Source organism: Variovorax boronicumulans, from assembly GCF_009811375.1.
In the GTDB taxonomy this organism is placed as follows: domain Bacteria; phylum Pseudomonadota; class Gammaproteobacteria; order Burkholderiales; family Burkholderiaceae_C; genus Variovorax; species Variovorax boronicumulans.
This window is the reverse complement of the sequence record NZ_BKDH01000003.1, coordinates 422292-441109: the sequence shown is the minus strand read 5'-3', so window position 1 is coordinate 441109 and position 18818 is coordinate 422292. Positions and strand designations below refer to the sequence as shown.

14 protein-coding genes are annotated in these 18818 nt (G+C 68.6%); 11 read left to right on the top strand and 3 right to left on the bottom strand.

The annotated features are described in order from the left end of the window. Window positions 1-2: 2 nt before the first annotated feature. The 6 genes from VHAB30_RS24710 to VHAB30_RS24685 all read left to right on the top strand — a co-directional run bounded on the left by VHAB30_RS24710 (window position 3) and on the right by VHAB30_RS24685 (window position 7636). A complete protein-coding gene (locus tag VHAB30_RS24710; protein ID WP_159278903.1) occupies window positions 3-2396 on the top strand; it encodes a type VI secretion system Vgr family protein in 2394 nt (797 codons plus the stop codon). 14 nt (window positions 2397-2410) lie between these two features. Continuing rightward, window positions 2411-2872, top strand: a complete 462-nt coding sequence (locus VHAB30_RS24705) for a hypothetical protein (RefSeq protein WP_157627346.1) — start codon at window positions 2411-2413, stop codon at window positions 2870-2872. Between the two features lie 42 nt (window positions 2873-2914). Next, complete coding sequence (locus tag VHAB30_RS24700; RefSeq protein WP_062473953.1) at window positions 2915-5473, top strand: DUF2169 family type VI secretion system accessory protein; 2559 nt, start codon at window positions 2915-2917, stop codon at window positions 5471-5473. Then, window positions 5470-6519, top strand: coding sequence for a pentapeptide repeat-containing protein (locus VHAB30_RS24695; RefSeq protein WP_159278902.1), 1050 nt, complete (start codon window positions 5470-5472; stop codon window positions 6517-6519). The genes VHAB30_RS24700 and VHAB30_RS24695 overlap by 4 nt, the downstream gene beginning before the upstream one ends. Before the next feature lie 61 nt (window positions 6520-6580). Next, on the top strand, window positions 6581-7243 hold the full coding sequence (locus VHAB30_RS24690) for a DUF3540 domain-containing protein (protein WP_062473948.1): 663 nt from the start codon (window positions 6581-6583) through the stop codon (window positions 7241-7243). A gap of 12 nt (window positions 7244-7255) precedes the next feature. Next, window positions 7256-7636 (top strand): DUF4150 domain-containing protein, encoded by a 381-nt coding sequence (locus tag VHAB30_RS24685; protein WP_062473947.1) that lies wholly within the window; start codon window positions 7256-7258, stop codon window positions 7634-7636. 45 nt (window positions 7637-7681) lie between these two features. Here VHAB30_RS24685 and VHAB30_RS24680 read toward each other — a convergent pair whose 3' ends face one another. The 3 genes from VHAB30_RS24680 to VHAB30_RS24670 form a co-directional block, all read right to left on the bottom strand. Further along, window positions 7682-8503, bottom strand: a complete 822-nt coding sequence (locus VHAB30_RS24680) for a PP2C family protein-serine/threonine phosphatase (RefSeq protein WP_159278901.1) — start codon at window positions 8501-8503, stop codon at window positions 7682-7684. Continuing rightward, window positions 8496-10379: a type VI secretion system-associated FHA domain protein TagH gene (tagH, locus tag VHAB30_RS24675; RefSeq protein WP_159278900.1), complete on the bottom strand. Its 1884-nt coding sequence runs from the start codon at window positions 10377-10379 to the stop codon at window positions 8496-8498. The genes VHAB30_RS24680 and tagH overlap by 8 nt, the downstream gene beginning before the upstream one ends. A 64-nt stretch (window positions 10380-10443) precedes the next feature. Then, complete coding sequence (locus VHAB30_RS24670; RefSeq protein ID WP_223301458.1) at window positions 10444-10818, bottom strand: TssQ family T6SS-associated lipoprotein; 375 nt, start codon at window positions 10816-10818, stop codon at window positions 10444-10446. 171 nt (window positions 10819-10989) lie between these two features. Here VHAB30_RS24670 and tssJ point away from each other — a divergent pair, with 171 nt between their 5' ends. The 5 genes from tssJ (at window position 10990) to tagF (ending at window position 18797) form a co-directional block, all read left to right on the top strand. Then, window positions 10990-11505 (top strand): type VI secretion system lipoprotein TssJ, encoded by a 516-nt coding sequence (gene tssJ / locus VHAB30_RS24665; protein ID WP_062473939.1) that lies wholly within the window; start codon window positions 10990-10992, stop codon window positions 11503-11505. Between the two features lie 243 nt (window positions 11506-11748). Then, window positions 11749-13044 carry a type VI secretion system baseplate subunit TssK gene (tssK, locus tag VHAB30_RS24660; protein ID WP_235926916.1) on the top strand — a complete coding sequence of 432 codons (1296 nt, stop codon included), beginning with the start codon at window positions 11749-11751 and terminating at the stop codon, window positions 13042-13044. 8 nt (window positions 13045-13052) lie between these two features. After that, window positions 13053-14435, top strand: a complete 1383-nt coding sequence (locus tag VHAB30_RS24655) for a DotU family type VI secretion system protein (RefSeq protein WP_095949834.1) — start codon at window positions 13053-13055, stop codon at window positions 14433-14435. Then, window positions 14435-18070 carry a type VI secretion system membrane subunit TssM gene (gene tssM, locus VHAB30_RS24650; protein WP_159273468.1) on the top strand — a complete coding sequence of 1212 codons (3636 nt, stop codon included), beginning with the start codon at window positions 14435-14437 and terminating at the stop codon, window positions 18068-18070. The genes VHAB30_RS24655 and tssM overlap by 1 nt, the downstream gene beginning before the upstream one ends. A 1-nt stretch (window position 18071) precedes the next feature. Beyond that, a complete protein-coding gene (gene tagF, locus VHAB30_RS24645; RefSeq protein ID WP_062473933.1) occupies window positions 18072-18797 on the top strand; it encodes a type VI secretion system-associated protein TagF in 726 nt (241 codons plus the stop codon). Window positions 18798-18818 lie beyond the last annotated feature (21 nt).

Here is an 18818-nt window from a genome sequence, read left to right as displayed (position 1 = left end):
GCATGGACAGAGTCGTCAAAGCCCACACCCCGCTCGGAGAAGAACAGCTGCTGTTCCGCTCGATGCACGGCAGCGAAGGGCTGTCGCAGCTGTTCGAGTTCGAGGTCGACCTGCTGAGCCCGAACACCTCGGTCGACATGAAGGGCCTGCTCGGCAAGCCGCTCGCGCTCGAGATACAGACGCTCAGCGGCACGCCGCGCTACCTCAATGGCCAGATCACGCGCTTCACCATGATCGGGCGCGAGGGCGGCTCCTCGCGCTACACCGTGTACCGCGCCTCGGTGCGGCCGTGGCTCTGGTACCTCACGCGCACCAGCGACTGCAAGATCTTCCAGAACAAGTCGGTGGTCGAGATCCTCGAAGACGTGCTGGGCGAGTACGGCTTCGCCTTCGAGAAGAAGCTCAGCGCCTCGTACCGCCAGTGGGAGTACTGCGTGCAGTACCAGGAGACCGACTTCGCCTTCGTGAGCCGCCTCATGGAGCATGAGGGCATCTACTACTACTTCAAGCACGACAAGAACCAGCACACGCTGGTGCTGGCCGACGATATGAGCGCGCACGAGACGCTGCCCGGCTACCCGAAGATCGGCTACCTCGCGAGCGACCGCGCCACCGACCCCGGCCGCGAAGTGATCGACCAGTGGGAAGTCACCGAAGAGATCCGCCCCGGCACCTACGTGGTCGACGACTTCGACTTCAAGAAGCCCCGGGCCGACCTACTCAACACGCGCAGCCAGCCGCGCGGCAACGACCACGGCCGCTACGAGATGTACGAGTGGATGGGCGGCTACAGCGATGCGGGGCAGGGCGAGCACTACGCGCGCATCCGCCTCGAGGAAGCGCAGGCCCAGGCCGAGGTCGACACCGGCCACACCAACGTGCGCGGCATGGCGCCCGGCTACCGCTTCACCATGCAGAACGCACCGCGCAACGAGGACAACCGCGAGTACCTCGTCGTCTCGGTGATGTACAGCCTGCGCGAGGGCGGCTACGCCAGCGGCGGCATGTCGGGCGAGTACAGCTTTCACTTCGGCGTGCAGCCCACCTCGTTCCCCTTCCGAGCGCGCCGCATCACGCGCGTGCCGAGCACCCAGGGCCCGCAGACCGCCACCGTGGTCGGGCCGCCCGGCGAAGACATCTGGATCGACAAGTACGGCCGCGTGAAGGTGCAGTTCCGCTGGGACCGCTACGGCCAGCGCAACGAAGACAGCTCGTGCTGGGTGCGCGTGTCGAGCGCGTGGGCCGGCTCCAATTTCGGCGCGGTGAACCATCCGCGCGTGGGGCAGGAGGTGATCGTCGATTTCATCGCGGGCTGCCCCGACCGGCCGATCATCATCGGGCGTGTCTACAACGCGGACCAGATGCCGCCGCTGGAATTGCCGGCCAAGGCGACGGTCAGCGGGTTCATCAGCCGCACCGTGAAAGGCGATGGGGAGTTGGCCAACCATTTTGTGATCGACGACGACCCGAGCAACGAGTCGATCAAGATCCATGCACAGAAGGACTTCTTCATCGAGGTCGAGAACGACGAGACCCACACGGTGGAGGGTCACCGCACCACCAACGTCCACAAGAACGACGAGCTCACCGTGGACCAGGCGCGGACCACGACGGTGGTCAACGGCCTCGATCACGCGATCTACAAGTCGGGCTCGAAGCTGGAAGTGACAAAGAAGGCCGAGCACTTCTTCAACAACGCCATCGCGATCACGACCAAGGAGGGGGCCACGGAGACCGTTGAGACAGGCGACTCCAACGTGCACGTGATGGCCGGCCTGCGACAGGAGAATTTCGACAACGCGCTGCACGTCGACGTGAAGAACGGCATGACCGAGCACGTCTACACCGGGGACTCCAGGCTGGAAACCTGGGCCGGCAAGCGGTTCGAGAGCTACAAGACAGGGTGGGAGCGGGATGTCCTGGGCGGCGGCGGCAAGGACACGATCAAGGGTGGCCTCACGGAGACGATCGAAACGGGCGACCACACGTCCACCGTGTCGGCGGGCGACTACGTGGGCAAGGCCAAGAACGTGTCCATCGACGCCGAGACGAACTTCAACGTCAAGGCCAAGAAGATCCTCCTGCATTCGACCGAGAAGCACACCAACAAGTACGACGGCAGCATCGAGACCGTGGCGGGTGGCAGCGCCACGACCAAGGCGTCGAGCTACATCCGCTCGCAGGCCAAGCTCATGTTCTCGTTCGCCTGGGTGAACTCGCTCACCTACGCCACCCTGTCGGAGACCTTCAATGCGGTCTCCACCAACATCGGTGGGGCGAGTTTCGACATCAAGGCCTATCGCTGGTCGAACCAGGCCTTCAACCAGAAGGCTGAAGCCAAGGTCTCGATCGGCACGGTCTACATCGACATCAAGATCCTCGTGCTGATCCCGTGATGACCGCAACCGCGATGCCCCATCGACGCGCGATCCGAGTCCTGGGCGCCGTGCTGGTGGCGGCGGGCCTGCTGCCGCTCCTGCTGCCGATGGAAACCCTCTCGATGTGGCTCGTGCTGCCCTGCATCGCATCGATCTTCGCGGGCTCGGCCTTGCTGTGCGGCGCGTGGGAGTTGCTGTCGATCCGTCGCCGCGAGGCGCGCAGCCGCGGCTTCGACGCGCAGGCGCAGGGCGTCATCGTCGGCAGCGAGGTCGGCGGCGCCTACAGCGATACCAGCCCGCTGATGAATCTCACCGTGCGCTTCGCCGACCGCGACGGCGTCGAGCGGCAGGTCGTCGTGCAGAAGGTGGTGATGCTGAACGAGCTGCCGCTGTACGCGATGGGGCGGCCGGTGCTCGTGCGCTTCGCCTCCGCATCGCCCACCACCGAGCTGGTGATCTCGCCGATCGTCGCGCCGGGCGGTTTTTCCTTCTGATTCCGCGCCCCCACCGCGCACTGCCCACACCCGAAGCCGACCTTGAAGATCGTCAAGCCCTTTCGCCTCAGCCTTCTCACCCGCCCCTACCGCTGGCGTTCCCGCAACCAGCTGGGCATTGCTGTGCTGGCCTGCGCCAGCCTGGAGGCCGAGTCGCGCCTGCAGCCCGAGCAGGAGCTCTGGCAGATGGCGGGCGATGTGCTCGATCCCGGCAGCGTGCTCGACATGAGCATGCCCAAGGGCGAGGCCGAGGTGCTGGCCAGCGGATTCGCCTACACGGCGCACCAGGACGACAAGACCCGGTGCGCGGTGCGGTTGCGCGTCGGCGGGGTCGACCGTTCGCTGGCCGTGTTCGGCGACCGTTTCTGGTTGGGCGGGCGTATTACCGAGCCGGCCGCATTCGAGCAGATGCCGCTCGACTGGCGCCACGCGTTCGGCGGCCCCAATGTTCCCGACAACCCGTTGGGGCTGGGCACGGTCGACGAACTCGTCAATGGCGTACAGACCTGCCGGCTTCCCAATGTGGAGGTGGTCGGGCAGCAGATTCAGCGCCGCGGGCAGCGCTCGCGGCCGGCCTCGTTCTCGGGCTACCTGCCCGATGCACCGCAGCGCATGGCGCTGGCCGGGACGAAGTACGACGATGCATGGCTGCAGACGGGATTCCCCGGCTTTGCCGACGACCTGGACTGGCGCTTCTTCAATGCCGCCAGCCCCGAGCAGCGCTGGCCCGGCCAGCCCGTGCTTCCCACGGGTGCGCCCTACGAGCTCTGGAACATGCACCCGCGCATCCCGGTGCTGCGCGGCAACCTGCCCGCGTGGCATGCGGTCTGCCACCTCAATTTTTCCAAAGAGGTCGGTGAGTTGCGCCGCGTCGACCTCGGACTGAGCACCGCCTGGTTCTTTCCCGACCGCGAACGGGTGGTGCTGGTGTGGCACGGCACCACCCCGATCCGGGAGGACGATGCCGCGGACGTGACGCACATCATGCCGTCGATCGAACTGCCGGACGCGCCGCGCACGCTGACGCACTACGCCGACGTGATGCGCAAGCGCATCGACCCGGAAAAGAGCAGCATCCACGTCCTGCGCGACAGCGATCTGGTGCCGCGCCCGCTGCTCGCGGAATGGACTGCGATGCGCATGCCCGATACCTTGGCCGAGCCCTTGCCGCGCAACCTGCAGGCCGGCATGCGCAGGCACTACGAGAGCCAGCGTGCCGAGTTGCTCGCACAGGGGCTCGACCCCGGCGACTACCTCACGCCGCCGCCGGCGCCCGAGGTCCTGCCGGCCTTCGACGACCTGCCCGAGTACCTGGAGCGCGCCGAGGCGCAGGCGGTCCAGACGCGCGCGCGGCTGGAGGGCGAGGTGGCCCGGGTCGAGGCCGAACGCGCATCGGAGCCCGAGGTTCCCGAGGGCGCCGAGGCCCCGGTGCCTTCGGTATTCGAGGAGGAGGCAGAAGGCTCGCGCGAGGAAAGCGAAGCGAACGAAGAGAGCGTCGATGCCCCGGTGGAGACCGATCCGCTGAAGCTTCAGGGCCGCCTCTATTCGGCGCACCTGACCCCGACGCCACCGCGCGTGCCGAGCTTCAGGGCTGCCAAGTTGCGCCGCAGGCTGGCCGCGGCGGAGCCTGGGCGGCGCCACTTCTCGAAGATGAATCTCACCGGTGCAGACCTGTCGGGCATGGACCTGCGCGGGGCCGATTTCACCCACGCGGTCCTGGCCGATGCGAACCTGCAGGGAGCGAATCTCGAGGGCTGCGACTTCTCCGAAGCCGTGCTCGCGCGGGCCGTTCTCACGGACACACGCCTCGTGGGCAGTCGGCTGGACAAGGCCAACCTGGGTGGCGCGCGCCTCGAAGATTGCGATCTCGCGTCGGCCAGCCTGCGCGAGACCCTGTGCCATGGCACGCGCTTCAGGGGCTGCAGCCTGCGTGGCGCGCAGCTCGATCAGACCCAGCTGCACGAGACCGAAATGGTGGAATGCGCCATGCAATCCTCGCGCTGGACGCAGGTCGCGCTGCGCCGCATGACGCTGCGCGATCTGGTGCTGGACCAGGCCGAGCTGAACCAGGTCGTGCTGCTCGAATGCAGCCTGGAGCGTGTGTCCTTGAAGGCCGCGCGATTGGTGCGCTGCGGCTTCGTCACGGTCACGCTGGTTGCGGATGTCGACTTGTCCCATGCGCGGTTCGATGCCTGTGGTGTCGCGCTCGGCAGCTCATTCGCCGGCGCGACGGCCGTGGGAATGTTCATGAAGCAGTGCGGGCTGCGCGGCACCTCCTTCGCGGCAGCGGACCTGACCGCGGCCCGTCTGGAGAACTGCGACCTTTCGGAGTGCGATCTGTCCGATGCGCGGCTGGACGGCTTCGTCGCCGGCGAAAGCCTGTTCGTGCGCGCAAACCTCGCGCGCGCCTCGCTGCGCAAGGCCCACCTGATCGACGCCAACCTCTCGAAGTCGAACCTGCTCGGCTGTGACCTGCGCGAGGCGAACCTGTTTCGCGCCGACGTGTCGCAGGCCTTCATCGATGCCACCACCTTGCTCGACGACGCCTACACGCAGCATGCCAAGGTCTGGCCGCGGCGCGACCCGGAGGCGGCATCATGACTCCCGAGTCCTTGCTGGACGACGTGCGGCACGGCGTGCAGCTGCACGGACTCGATTGCCGCGGCTGGGATCTGCGCGGGCTCGACCTCTCGGGGGCGCTGTGGGACCGCATCGACTTCACCGGCGCCGATTTCCGCGGCGCCGATCTGTCGGGCAGCGTCATCACCCATTGCCCGATGGACCGCTGCGATTTCTCGGGTGCGACGGGCAAACAGGTACAGATGTTCCGCGGGCGCTTCGAGGGCGCGAATCTCTCGCAGGCCATGCTCGAGCAGGCGTCGTTCGTCGAGTCTCATCTGGCGGGCGCCCGCTTCGACGAGGCGGTGCTCGATCGCGTCACCTTCTTCCGCTGCGACCTGGCGGCCGCCTCGTTGCGGACCCGCCGCATGGCGCAGGCCACGGTCATGGAATCGAGTCTGGCACGCTGCGATCTCACCGGTGCGAGCCTGAACACCGTGACGATGTTCAAGCTCGACCTGCGCACCGCCGTCTTCGCACAGTTCGAAGGCGAGGGTGTGGTGTTCCTCGAATGCGACCTCGCGCGTCAGCACTTGGCCGGGCTCGTGCTGCGCCGTTGCCAGTTCACCGACTCCAAGCTCGACGAAGCGGATTTCCGCCATGCCACGCTCACGCAGAGCAACTTCAAGGGGGCCTCGCTGCGCGGCGCCCGCTTCACCGGGGTCGAGGCCGGCATGACGATCTTCGCGGAAGCCGACCTGGGCGGTGCCGACTGCACCGCGGGGCGGTTCGACCAGTCGCTGTGGGTGGATGCCGCGCTCGAGGGGGTGAGCTTCGCGCAGGCGCGGCTGCCGCTCAGCGTGTTCCAGCGCGCACGCTGCAAAGGCAGCAGCTTCGCGCAGGCCGACCTGCAAGACGCAGACTTCTCCTATGCGGACCTCACGGACGCGGACCTCAGGGACGCCCGCTTTCTGCGCACCCGCCTGCACCGCGCCGTCCAACAGGGGACCCGTTTTTCCGGGCGCGGCGGCATCATCGAAAACGATCCGGACCTGCACCGCGCACAGTCGTGGTCCGACGCTCGCTGATGGCTCGCCATCCTTTCATACGAGGGCCGAAGCCTCGTCCAGTTCGAAAAGGGAAATCATCATGAATGTTGTTCCGCTGCGCGTCGCATCCGACGCCTCATCCCCGGTTCATTCGATCGGCACGGTTCGCCGCCTGCTGGACGACGGGCAGTTCGCCGTCGAGGACGAGGCCGGTGGCGTGCGCACCTGCCGGCGTGCGGCCAGTTGCCTGCTCAAGCCGCAGGTCGGCGACACCGTGCTGCTCTCGGGGCCGGACTCCTACCGCGTCTTCCTGATCGCGGTGCTCGAGCAGGCCGATGCCGCCGTCAGCCGCATCGAGGTCGATGGCGCACTGGTGCTCGGCGGCAATGCGCATCCGGTCGCGATCGAGAGCGAGGGCGAGGTGCGCCTGCGCAGCGGCACCCGGCTCGCCATGAGCGCCGGGCAGTGGGCCTTGCAGGCCGACACTGCCGATTGCCGCACCGACGAATTGCGCTTCACCGCGAAGTCCGTCGAGGCGACCGCAGGAACGACCAGGTTCTTCGGCAAGGTCCTCGAGACGGTGGCCGACCGGATCGTGCAGATGGCACGCAACACGTTGCGGATCGTCGACGAGATGGACCAGTCCCGGGTCCGTCACCTCGACTGCAAGGCCAGCGACACGGTGCGTATCCATGGCCGGCACACGATGGTCACGGGGCAGGACCTCGTGAAGGTCGATGCCTCGCAGATCCACATGGGCTGAGGAGGTCGCACGATGTTCGCCAATTGCCAACTCATGGGGATGGATCTCGCGTTTCCCGACGTGTGCCGCACGCCGGTTCCCATCCCTTTCCCCAACATGGCGTTGGGGCCGATGGCCATTCCCAATGCATGGAACATCCTGTTCGCGGGCATGCCGGCCCATAACATGGCCACGGTGACACCGATCACGCTCGGCGATCAGCCGGGTGCGCTTGGCGGTGTGGTGTCCCAGACCTTCATGCAGCAGTCGCGCCACCTGACGGGCGCCTTCACCGTGCTGCTCAAGGGCACGCCAGCCACGCGCGTTACAAGCATCACGTTGCAGAACCGCTGCAACATCGTCGGCATGCGGTTGGTGCCAAGCCAGTTGAAGGTGCTTGTGCTGGCGGCCTGAGGCGCCGCCCTGTCGAGCGGTGCGCGACGGGGCTGTTTCCCCGGCTTAACGGGGCGCGACTGGCTGCGCTGTCGAAGTTGCCCCCGCCAGCGTCACCTGCTGCGGCGACCCCACCCACACCGCCAGCGCCGAGTAGTTGTCGCGCGACTTGTCGGCCTTGGCCTCGGCCGCGCGGCGCAGCAGCGCGAGCCACTCTTCCGCGCTGTCGGCCAGCTGCAGCGATCGTTCCATCACCTGCTGCGAGATGAGCTGCCAGAGCCCGTCGGTGCACAGCAGGAACGCATCGCCGTCGGCCAGCCGCTGCGGTGTCGACACCGAGGTCTCCGCCGTCGCGCGCGCACCGAGCGCGCGGTACAGCAGGTTGCTCTTCACCAGGCGCTCGCCACCATTCGCGCCCTGGCCCGCGGCGGCTTCGCCCGAGCGTTCCGACAGGCTGTGGTCTTCGGTGCGCTGCATCAGCGCGCCGCGGCGGAACCAGTAGAGGCGGCTGTCGCCGACGTGGGCCCAGCAGGCTTCGCCGGTGGCGCGGTCGACGAACAGCGAGACGATGGTCGCGCTCATGCGGTTCTGGTCGGCCAGCTCGCGCTGCTTGGCGAGCACGGCGTCGTTGGCTTCCTTGACGGCATGGCGGATGTCTTCGGCCGCGACGGACGGGTGGTCGACAAAAGTGTTGAGCGCGGTGTCGACCACGATGCGCGAGGCCAGCTCGCCGCCCGCGTGGCCACCGACGCCGTCACTCACGACGAAGCAGGCGTTGCGTTCGTCCAGGTGATAACCGATGGCGTCCTGGTTGCCGCTGCGCTCGCCCACGCACGAGAACTGCGAGGTCGAGATGGGCACGGCGAAGGCGTGGGTGGCTTCAAGCACGGCGCGCCTCCTTCAAGCGTTCCATCTCGCGGTCGTAGGCCTGCTGGAAGGCGCGGCCGAAGACGGCCTGGAAGTCGTCCTCGACGGCGGCGGTGGTGCTGGCGTGCAGCTGCTTCAGCTGGCGCCACAGCCGCGCCTCGCGACCACCGGGCAACAACTTCTCGCCGAGACCGCCGTCGTGCGGCGTGGCCTTGTCGAGACCGCCCGGGTCGAAGCGGTGCAGCAGCGTGAGCAGCGCGGCGCGCATGCCGGCCACCATGCCGAGCTGGTGCGACTGCAGGTCGCCCAGCGCATCGTGCACGGCGGCCTCGGGCGTGAGAAAGCCGGGCATGCGCGCGCCGAACATCTGCATCAGCACCGCGCGGCCGTTGGGCAGGATCTTGAAGGGGTTGTTCTCTTCGTCCACGATCATGGTGATCTCGGCACGTACCTCGCGCTTGAGCATGGCGCGCGACGACAGCAGCTCGATGGTGCCGTCGGTGAAGGCGCGCATCAGCCGGCCCAGGTGCCGCATGGCTTCGGCATCGAGCGGCTGCTGGCCCGCGATCTCGGGCACGCCGGCGCCTTCGAGGAACGCCTTGAACAGGTCGTCGCCGGAAGAGGGGGCGCGTGGCGAGGTCGGCGCTGGTGCAGGAACTGCAGCGACGGGTAATGCAGGCGGCGCTTCTTCAGGAACCGCCGGTGCGACGGGAATCTCCGGCGCTGCGACAACCACGGGCTCCTCTTCAACAGGCGCAATCTCTTCCACAGGCTCCGGCACGGCAACCGATGGCGCAACTGCCACCGGCTGCGGCGGATTGAACTGCGACGTCATCTCGCGCGCATGGTTCGCGAGGCTGTGGCCCGACGTCGCGGCCGGCGGCCGTGCGATCAGATCCATGGCCGGGTGCACGTCGTCGAGCGGGTTGTCCTGCGTCAGCGCCGTAGGTCGCGGGTCGGACAGCGGCGAGGGCGCATCGCGGTCTTCGGCGAAGAAGGAGAGCGGGTCCATGCTGCGCTTGAGCGCGAGGTCCGACAGGCCCTGCGTCGCCTGCGGGTCCAGCCCGGCGAGCGGATCGACGGGGTTGCGCTGCGCCTGCGAGGGCAGGGCGAAGGGCTCGTGCGCCAGCGGGTCGGGCATGGGCGCTGCCGCATCGTCGGCACGGCGCGGTGCGTTCGCGAGGATGGCGTCCCAGTCGGCGGCCGACGGCATCTGCGCGGAGACCTGCGTGGTCGTGGAAGGCGCTGCAGCAGTAGAAGACAACGGCGGCGGCGGTGCAGGCAAGGGCGCAGGGGCCGGCGCATTCACCGGCGCCGGCGCGAAGGTCGGCATCACGACCGTCTTCTCGGGCGGTGCATCGCCCAGGGGCAGCGCGCCTTCGCCGAACAGGTCCGCGAAGACATCGGAGGCCGGTGCTGCAGTGGGCAGCAGCGCGCTGATCGACGGGGCCGATGCGAGGTTCGATGCCACAGGCGGAGCAGACACCAACTGCGACAGCGACGGCTCGGTGATCGGTGCGGCCGGTGGCTCCGTGAGCGGCTCGGTGATGGGCGCCTCGGCGATCGCAGGCGGTTGGGCCTGGCTTGCACTCGCGGCTTCGAGCACGTAGCTGCCGATGGTCACGCGGTCTCCCAGCGCGACGCGCGATTCTTCCTCGTGGCGCAGCGTGCGTCCGTTCACGCTGATGGGCAGCACCGCGCTCATGTTGCGCACCACGGCGGCGCCGTCGTCGTCGAAGCGCACGGTGGCCTGCAGGCGCGAGATCTGCCGGTGCTCGTCGGGCAGCACGAGGTGGTTGTCGGGGCTGCGGCCGATGGTGCCGCCCGGGGCGGCGAGCAGCGCCGACGGCCCCGAGGCCACGGGCATGCCGCCGTGTTCAATCACTGTCCAGCGCATGGCATCTCCATGTTCGTCGCGGTGGGCGCGAGCGTGCCCGGGCGCGGCCGTGGCCGGCCGCGTGTCATCCGCGCTTCATCTTCTTCGCGGCCTCGAACGCGGGGCCCCACACGGGGTGGGTGCGTTCCGCGACATTCAGGTCGAAGCTCGGGAACACATCGAGGAGCTTGCGGAATTGCGTGCGGCATTCCGCGATCTGGTTGTTCACGCAGTAGCTGAAGGCTTCGAGCTTGAGTGCGGCCAGCCGCGTCGCGGGCTCGGCCCCGTCGAACACCGACACGCCGCCGCTCTTCAAGGTGGAGATGGCCTTGGCGTAGTCGCCCGCATCGTAGGCCTGCTGCGCACGTTCGAGCGTGGTGCGTGCCACTTGCTGGCTCAGGCGTTCGGGTTGCTGTGAGGCATCCGGGGTGCTCTGGCAGCCGCTCAACAGCGCAAGCATGAAGGCAAAAGACAGAACAGGCAGGCAAGACTTCAATCTTTTCTCCTACTTCGCGAGAGGCAATGCGTGAGAGAGGGCGTGCTGTTGCATCACGATGCAACAGCACGCAATGCACACCGTGCGCGTGCATGGTTTCGATAATATAGATCGCGAAGCTTTCAGGGAGATCTCATGCATCGACGGACCTTGATTCAAGGCGCATTGGCCACATCGCCGTTGCTCGCAGGCCTCGCTGGTTGCGCATCGACAGCGAAGTCGATGCCCACGCCGTATGCCATCACCGTGCGCATCGACGACGGCGTGAATCCCGATGGTCGCGGCCAGGCCGCACCGATTCTCGTGAAGGTCTTTGAACTGAAATCTTCCGGCAACTTTGAAACGGCAGACTACTTCGCGCTGCAGGACCGCGACCGCGAGACGCTCATGACCGAGCTCGTGAATGCGGACCAGGCCATCTTGCGCAGCGGCGAGGAACGCGTGTTCAAGCGCGAGGCCGGACTCGACTCGCGCGCCATCGGCGTGATCGCCGGCTATCGCAAGCTGGAAGCGGCGCGGTGGCGCATCGTGTTGCCGTTGAAGGAGCCGAAACAAACGAATCTTTACAAGGTGTGGCAGTTTTCTCCGAGCGAGCAGAGCGTGCGCATCGCGGTGCGCAAGAGCGGCCTCGAACTGCTACCAAGTCGTTAAGTTTCAGCGCGCGCTAATACGAAAGTGCGGCGCATTCGCCTCTGAAAAGGCATGCAAAACGCAAGAGGCGCCGTGTAGCATCAGACGCGAAAGAAGATCGAGCGGGGAGCCGCTGTACAGCGCATTTCCCGCCTCCGTGTGAGCACTCCAGGAGGTTCTTTGGTGACAGTTCGCAACGCGGGCGCAGCCGGTCAGGGCGCCCAATCTCAGGCATTGGCGAATCGCGTGGTGTGGTCCGAAGGCATGTACCTGCGGCCCCAGCACTTCCAGCAGATGGAGCGCTATGTCGAGCAGTACGTCACTCGCCGCACCGCGGGCATGCAGGGTGCCTACTGGGGATGGCTGCACCTGGACATCGACCGCGATGCCTTCGCGCTCGGGCGCGTGTCGCTGCTCGGCGGCGCGGGCGTGCTGCCCGACGGCACGCCGTTCTCGTTCGGCCTCGAAGACGCACCGATGCCCTTCGACGTGCCCACCGACCTCACCGACGAACTCATCGTGCTCGCACTGCCGCTGCGCAGGCCCGGCAGCGAAGAGGTGATCTTCTCGGAAGACGAAGGCTCGGCCGCGCGCTTCGGCGTGGTCGAGCGCGAAGTGGCCGACGGCAACGCGGTGGCGCTCGGCCCCGCGGTGCTGCAGCTGGCGAAGCCGCGCCTGCGGCTGGCGCGCGCGTCGTCGCTCACGGCCGAGTGGCAGGCCATCGGCGCGGTGCGCGTGATCGAGCGGCGCACCGACCACAAGCTGGTGGTCGATGCCAACTACATTCCGCCGGTGCTCGACGCCTCGGCGCACCCGATGCTGCGCAGCATGACGGCCGAGCTGCACGGCCTGCTCACGCAGCGCTCCGAGGCGCTGGCCTCGCGGCTGTCGCAGCCGGGGCGCGGCGGCGTGAGCGAGGTCTCCGACTTCCTGCTGCTGGAGCTGGTCAACCGCTACCTCGCTCTCACCTGGCATGCGCAGCAGGCGGTGCAGGTGCACCCCGAGACGCTGTTCGTCGACTGGCTCAAGCTGGCCTGCGACCTGGCCACGCACACCTCGCCCACGCGCCGTCCGGTGGTGTGGCCGGTGTACGACCACGACAACCTCAACGAGAGCATCCGCCCGTTGATGGAGGAGCTGCGGCGTTCGCTGTCGGCGGTGCTCGAGCAGAGCGCCATCGCCATCGAACTCGAAGAGCGCAGCCACGGCGTGCGCGTGGGGCGCATGCCCGACCCGGTGCTGGTGCGCAACGCGGCCTTCGTGCTCGCGGTGCATGCCGACCTGCCGGCCGATGCCGTGCAGCAGCGCTTTCCGACGCAGGTCAAGATCGGCTCGGTCGAGCGCATCCGCGACCTCGTGCAGCTGCAGCTGCCCGGCGTGGTCGTGCGCTCGCTGCCGGTGGCGCCGCGCCAGATCCCGTACCACGCGGGCTACCACTACTTCGAACTCGACAAGGGCGGCGACATGTGGCGCCAGCTCGAGAAATCGGGCGGCGTCGCCATGCACCTGGCCGGCGACTTTCCGGGGCTCGCCATGGAGTTCTGGGCCATCCGTCCGTGAGGGACCCTATGAACGGTGCCAATGACATGGCCGTCGGCCCGGGTGGTTTCGTGCCGCCGAATCCGGGCGGCGGCGCGACCACGCACAGCGGCCCGGGGCCGCAACCCCAGCAGCAACCCCAGCCCGATGCCTTCACCGCGTGGCACGACGCGCGGCGCCCGCATGCGGGCGACACGGCGCTGGCGGGCAACAACCCGCTGGTGGCGGCGGCCAACCCGCTGCTCGACCTGATCCCGCAGATCCGCGCCACCGGCCACCACCCGTCGCCCGCGCAACTGCGCGAACACCTGGTCGACGAGGTGCGTCGTTTCGAGACGCGCGCGCAGCAGGCCGGCATCGCGCCCGAAGTGATCATCGGCGCGCGCTACTGCCTGTGCACGGCGGTCGACGAGGCCGCGGCGCTCACGCCGTGGGGCGGCAGCATCTGGTCGTCGCAGAGCCTGCTCGTGATGTTCCACAACGAGACCTGGGGCGGCGAGAAGTTCTTCCAGCTGCTGTCGCGCCTGGTGCAGAACCCGCAGCAGCACCTGCATCTCATCGAGCTCATCTACTTCTGCCTGGCGATGGGCTTCGAGGGGCGCTTTCGCGTCATCGACAACGGGCGCTCGCAACTCGAGACGCTCAAGCAGCGGCTGCTGCAGATCATCCGGCAGGCGCGCGGCGAAATCGCCGCGCCGCTGTCGCCGCACTGGCAGGACGCGAGCGCGCCCGTGCGCCGCACGCGCCACTGGCTGCCGGTGTGGGCCGTGGGCGCGGTGGCGGCGGTGCTGCTGGTGCTGGTGTTCGCGGTGCTCACCTTCAACCTCGCGGGCCATTCCGACGGCGCCTTCTCGGCCGTGAACGCGGTGCGCCTGCCGCAGACGCAGCGCGCGGTGGCGGTGCCCGCGGCGCAGCCGCGCCTGCAGCGCTTTCTCGAGCCCGAGATCCGCGACGGCCTGCTCACGGTGCGCGACGAGGCCGACCGCAGCGTGGTGGTGCTGCGCGGCGACGGCCTGTTCGCCTCGGGCTCCGACCGCGTGCTCGACCGCTACGCGCCGGTGCTCGCGCGCGTGGCCGACGCGCTCAACGCGGTGGAAGGCAACGTGCTGGTCAGCGGCTTCAGCGACGACCAGCCGATCCGCAGCGTGCGCTTCCCGTCCAACTGGCAGCTCTCGCAGGCGCGCGCCGATGCGGTGAAGGCCATGATCGCCACGCGCCTGAGCCGGCCCGAGCGCCTGCGCGCCGAAGGCCGCGGTGACGCCGACCCGCTGGTGCCCAACGACTCGGCGGCCAACCGCGCGCGCAACCGGCGCGTCGAGGTGACGCTGCTGGTGGCGCCGGTGGCGGGCGTGCCCGTGCCGGGGTCTGCGCCGCAACCCCGGCAGCAACAACCACAAGGAGGAACCCGCTGATGCTGCGCGCGCTCTTCCGTTTTCTCGTCAGTCGCGACCTCTGGGTCTTCTTCGGGCTGGTCGCGCTCGCGTTCCTGATCTGGGTCATCGGTCCGGTGATCGCCGTGGGCCGCTACCGCCCGCTCGAAGGTGAGTTCGTGCGCATCGTCGTCATCGCGCTGATGTTCGGCGTGTGGCTGGTGCGCGTGGCCTACCGCAAGTGGCGCGAGCGCCGCCTCAACGCGCAGCTGCTGCACCAGCTGCGCACGCCGTCGCCCAAGGCGAAGGAGGCCAAGCCCGAAGAGGCGCCCGAGATCAAGGAGCTGCACAGCGGCTTCGCCGACGCCACCGCGGTGTTGAAGAACATGCGCTTCGGCCCGGGCCCCGGCGGCAAGGCGGCCGGGCGCTTCGCGCTGTTCGACCGGCAGTACCTTTACCAACTGCCCTGGTACATCTTCATCGGCGCGCCGGGCTCGGGCAAGACCACGGCGCTGGTCAACTCCGACCTCGACTTTCCGCTCGCCGACCAGCTCGGCAAGGCCGCGGTGCGCGGCATCGGCGGCACGCGCAACTGCGACTGGTGGTTCACCAACGAGGCCGTGCTCATCGACACGGCCGGTCGCTACACCACGCACGAGAGCCACCGCGAGACCGACGAGGGCGAGTGGAAGGGCTTCATCGAGCTGCTCAAGAAGTTCCGGCCGCGCCAGCCGATCAACGGCGCGATCCTCACCATCAGCATCGCCGACCTGCCGCTGGCCGACGACGCGCAGCGCGCGCGCCATGCGATGGCACTGCGCAAGCGGCTGCTCGAGCTGCGCAACGACCTGGGCATCAACTTCCCGGTGTACGTGCTGGTCACCAAGACCGACCTGCTGGCCGGCTTCAACGAGTACTTCGGCTCGCTGGGCCGCGCCGAGCGCCAGCAGGTGTGGGGCTTCACCTTCCCCATCGAAGGCAACCCCGCCGACCCGGCCAAGGCCGACCTGCGCGAGCGCTTCCACCAGGAATACAAGCTGCTGCACCAGCGCCTGGACGAGCGCCTGCCCGAGCTGATGGCCACCGAGCCCGACCCGATGCGGCGCGCGCAGGCCTACCTGCTGCCGCAGCAGTTCGCGAGCTTCGAGGACATCCTGGGCACCTTCCTGGCCGACGTGTTCAACCCGTCGAAGTTCGAGGTGGCGCCGCTGCTGCGCGGCGTGTACTTCACCAGCGGCACGCAGGAGGGCACGGCCTTCGACCGCGTGATGGGCGCCATCAAGCGCTACCTGCAGGTGAACGCGCCGCCCGCGCCGCCGCCGGGCCCGGGCAAGAGCTACTTCCTCAAAGAGCTGCTGCAGCAGGTGATCTTCCGCGACGCGGGCGTGGCCGGCACCAACCTGCGCTGGTACCGCCGGCGCCGCGCCATCGACCTCGCGGGCTACGCGCTGGTCGGCGTGCTCGCGGTGGTGCTGCTGGGCGCGTGGGCCAACAGCTGGCGCCACAACAAGGCCTACGTGGCCGAGGTCGACGGCAACGCCAAGGCCTTCAACAAGGCCGCCGCGCGCGGCGAGCTGCCGACGGTGGTCGATTCGAGCGGCGACATCGCGAGCTCGCTGCTCATCCTCGACCGGCTGCGCGACCTGCCGAAGTCGGCCGAGTTCGACATCGGCGATCCGCCCGTGGGCTACCGCTTTGGCCTCTACCAGGGCGAGAAGCTGCAGGCCGCGACCGACGGCGTGTATCAGCGCGCGCTCGAAACCGTGCTGCTGCCGCAGGCCGCGCAACGCGTCGAGCAGTCGCTGCGCGAGGCCGCGAAGGCCGATGCCGAATACAGCTACGAGGCGCTCAAGGCCTACCTCATGCTGTACGACCCCGAGCGCTACGACGCCGACTTCTTGCAGGCCTGGCTGCTGACCGACGTCGACCGCAAGATCGGCGCCTCGCTCACGCGCGAGCAACGCACGAACCTCGAAGCGCACCTGAAGACGTTGTTCGCCGACCGCGTCGTGAGCTCGCCCTTCACCAAGGACGACAAGCTCATCGCGCAGACGCGCGAGCGCCTGGCCGGCGTGCCGCTGGCGCAGCGCTCGTACGCGCGGCTGCGCCGCATCCTGCTGCAGACCAGCGCGCCCAACGCCTTCACCATCGCCGAGGCGGGTGGCGCGGAGTCGGCGCTGGTGGTCCGGCGCGCCAGCGGCAAGCCGCTGACCGACGGCATTCCCACGCTGTTCACCTACCGCGGCTACTGGGACATCTTCGACAAGCGCATGGCCGAGACCACGCTGGCGCTGGAGCAGGAAGACCGCTGGGTGCTGCAGATCCGCGCGCCGGGCATCGCCGACATCACCTCGCGCGAGCTGCTGCTGCGCGAGGTGCGGCGCCTGTACCTCAGCGACTACATCCGCACCTGGGACGAGTACCTGGCCGACATCCGGCTGGCCGAGAGCAAGTCGCTGCTGCAGAGCATCCAGATGACGCGCGTGCTGTCGACCGGCGAGTCGCCGATGTCGCGCCTCATCCGCGGCGCGGCGCGCGAGACCGACCTGCTGCGCAACCACGACGAGGCCACGCGCAGCCTGCTCGACCAGGCGCAGAACCGCGTGACCAGCACGCGCGAGCGCATCGAGCAGCTCATCGGCCAGCCCGACGGCAGCCAGCGCCGCAACACCGCGCCCGACCGGCCCGAGTCGCTGGTCGACAACCACTTCGCGCCGCTGCGGCGCATGGTGACCGCGCCCAAGGCCGGCGGCCAGACGCCGCTGGACCAGACGGCCGCGCTCATCAACGAGCTGTACACCTTCCTCACCGCCACCGACACCGCGCTGCGCAGCGGCAACATCCCGCCGCCGGGCGACGCCGTGACGAAGCTGCAGGCCGAAGCGGGGCGTTTGCCGGTGCCGTTCCAGGGCATGCTGAACGACCTGTCGGCCACCGCGTCGTCGAAGGCCGCGGCGGTGACGCGGCAGAACATCGGGCAGAACGCGGCCGCGACCATCGGGCAGTTCTGCAGCCAGGCGATCGCGGGGCGCTACCCGTTCGCGCGCGGCTCCAACCGCGACGTGGCGGCCGGCGACTTCGCGCAGCTGTTCGCGCCCGGCGGGATGATGGACGACTTCTTTCAAAAGAACCTCGCCTCGCAGGTCGACACCTCGGTCAACCCGTGGACCTTCAAGCGCGGCGTGGACGGCAGCGCGTCGGGGCGCTCGGCGTACCTCGATGCGTTCCAGAAGGCGCAGGCGATCCGCGACGTGTTCTTCACGGGCATGGCGGGCGGGCGCACGCCCTCGTTCACGCTGGACATCCGGCCCGAGGACATGGACGCCACGCTCACGCAGTTCACGCTGGACATCGACGGCCAGACGGTGCGCTACGCCCACGGCCCGCAGGCGCCCAGCAGCATCAAGTGGCCCGGCCCGCGCAACAGCAACCAGGTGCGGCTGCAGGTCACGGTGGCCAACGGCACGCCGGCCGGCGGCATCGTGACCGAAGGGCCGTGGGCGCTGCACCGGCTGTTCGACAAGGCCTCGATCTCGTCGGGGCGCACGCCCGAGTCGTTCAACGCGACCTTCGACCTGCAAGGCAAGAAGGTGGTGCTCGCGGTGACGGCCAACAGCGTCTACAACCCGCTGCGGCTGTCGCAGATGAACAGCTTCTCCTGCCCCGGGAAATCCTAGGATGACGCCTCCCCCGCACGCCTGGTCGCCGCTCGACGAGCAGATCGGCTGGTACGGCAAGCTGCCGTCGGCCGGCGACTTTCTCTACCGCCGCATGCCGCGCGAGCTGCAGGCCTGGTGGGACCGCTGGATGCAGAACGGCCTGGGCAGCTTCAAGCGCTGGCCTGACGCCATGACGCGCCACTACGCGGTGGCCCCGGTCTGGAACTTCGCCATTCCGGCCACGCACGGCGTGAACGCGGTGCAGCTGGGCTGCATCGCGCCCAGCTGCGACCGCGTGGGGCGCTACTACCCGGCCTGCGTGGCGCTGCAGGTGGACGCGGCGCGCTACCACCCCGCGCTGCTCGAAGGCTCGGCCGCGTGGTACTGGCAGTGCGGCAGCGCGCTGCTGCAGGCCATCCGCCACGGCGTGGCGCCCGACCTCTTCGACGGCCAGGTGCTGGCCGCGGGGCGCACGGGCTTTCGCACGGCCAGCGGCGGCTCGGACGACATCCTCTCGATCCTCGGCGCGGCCGCCGGCCCGGCCAACGGTGCGCGCGGTGCGAGCGCGCAGCAGCGCCTGGGCTGGCCCGAACTGCCGCTGTGCTTCGACCCCTTCGGCGGCACCAGCTACTGGTGGACCAACCAGGCCGACGGCTCGCCGCTGCGCACCGCGGCGCACGGCGGCGGGCTCAACACGCCGCTGTTTTCCCAGTTGTTTTCGCAAGGCCACGTGCCATGGGCATGACGCGCCCGACCCACCCGCAGG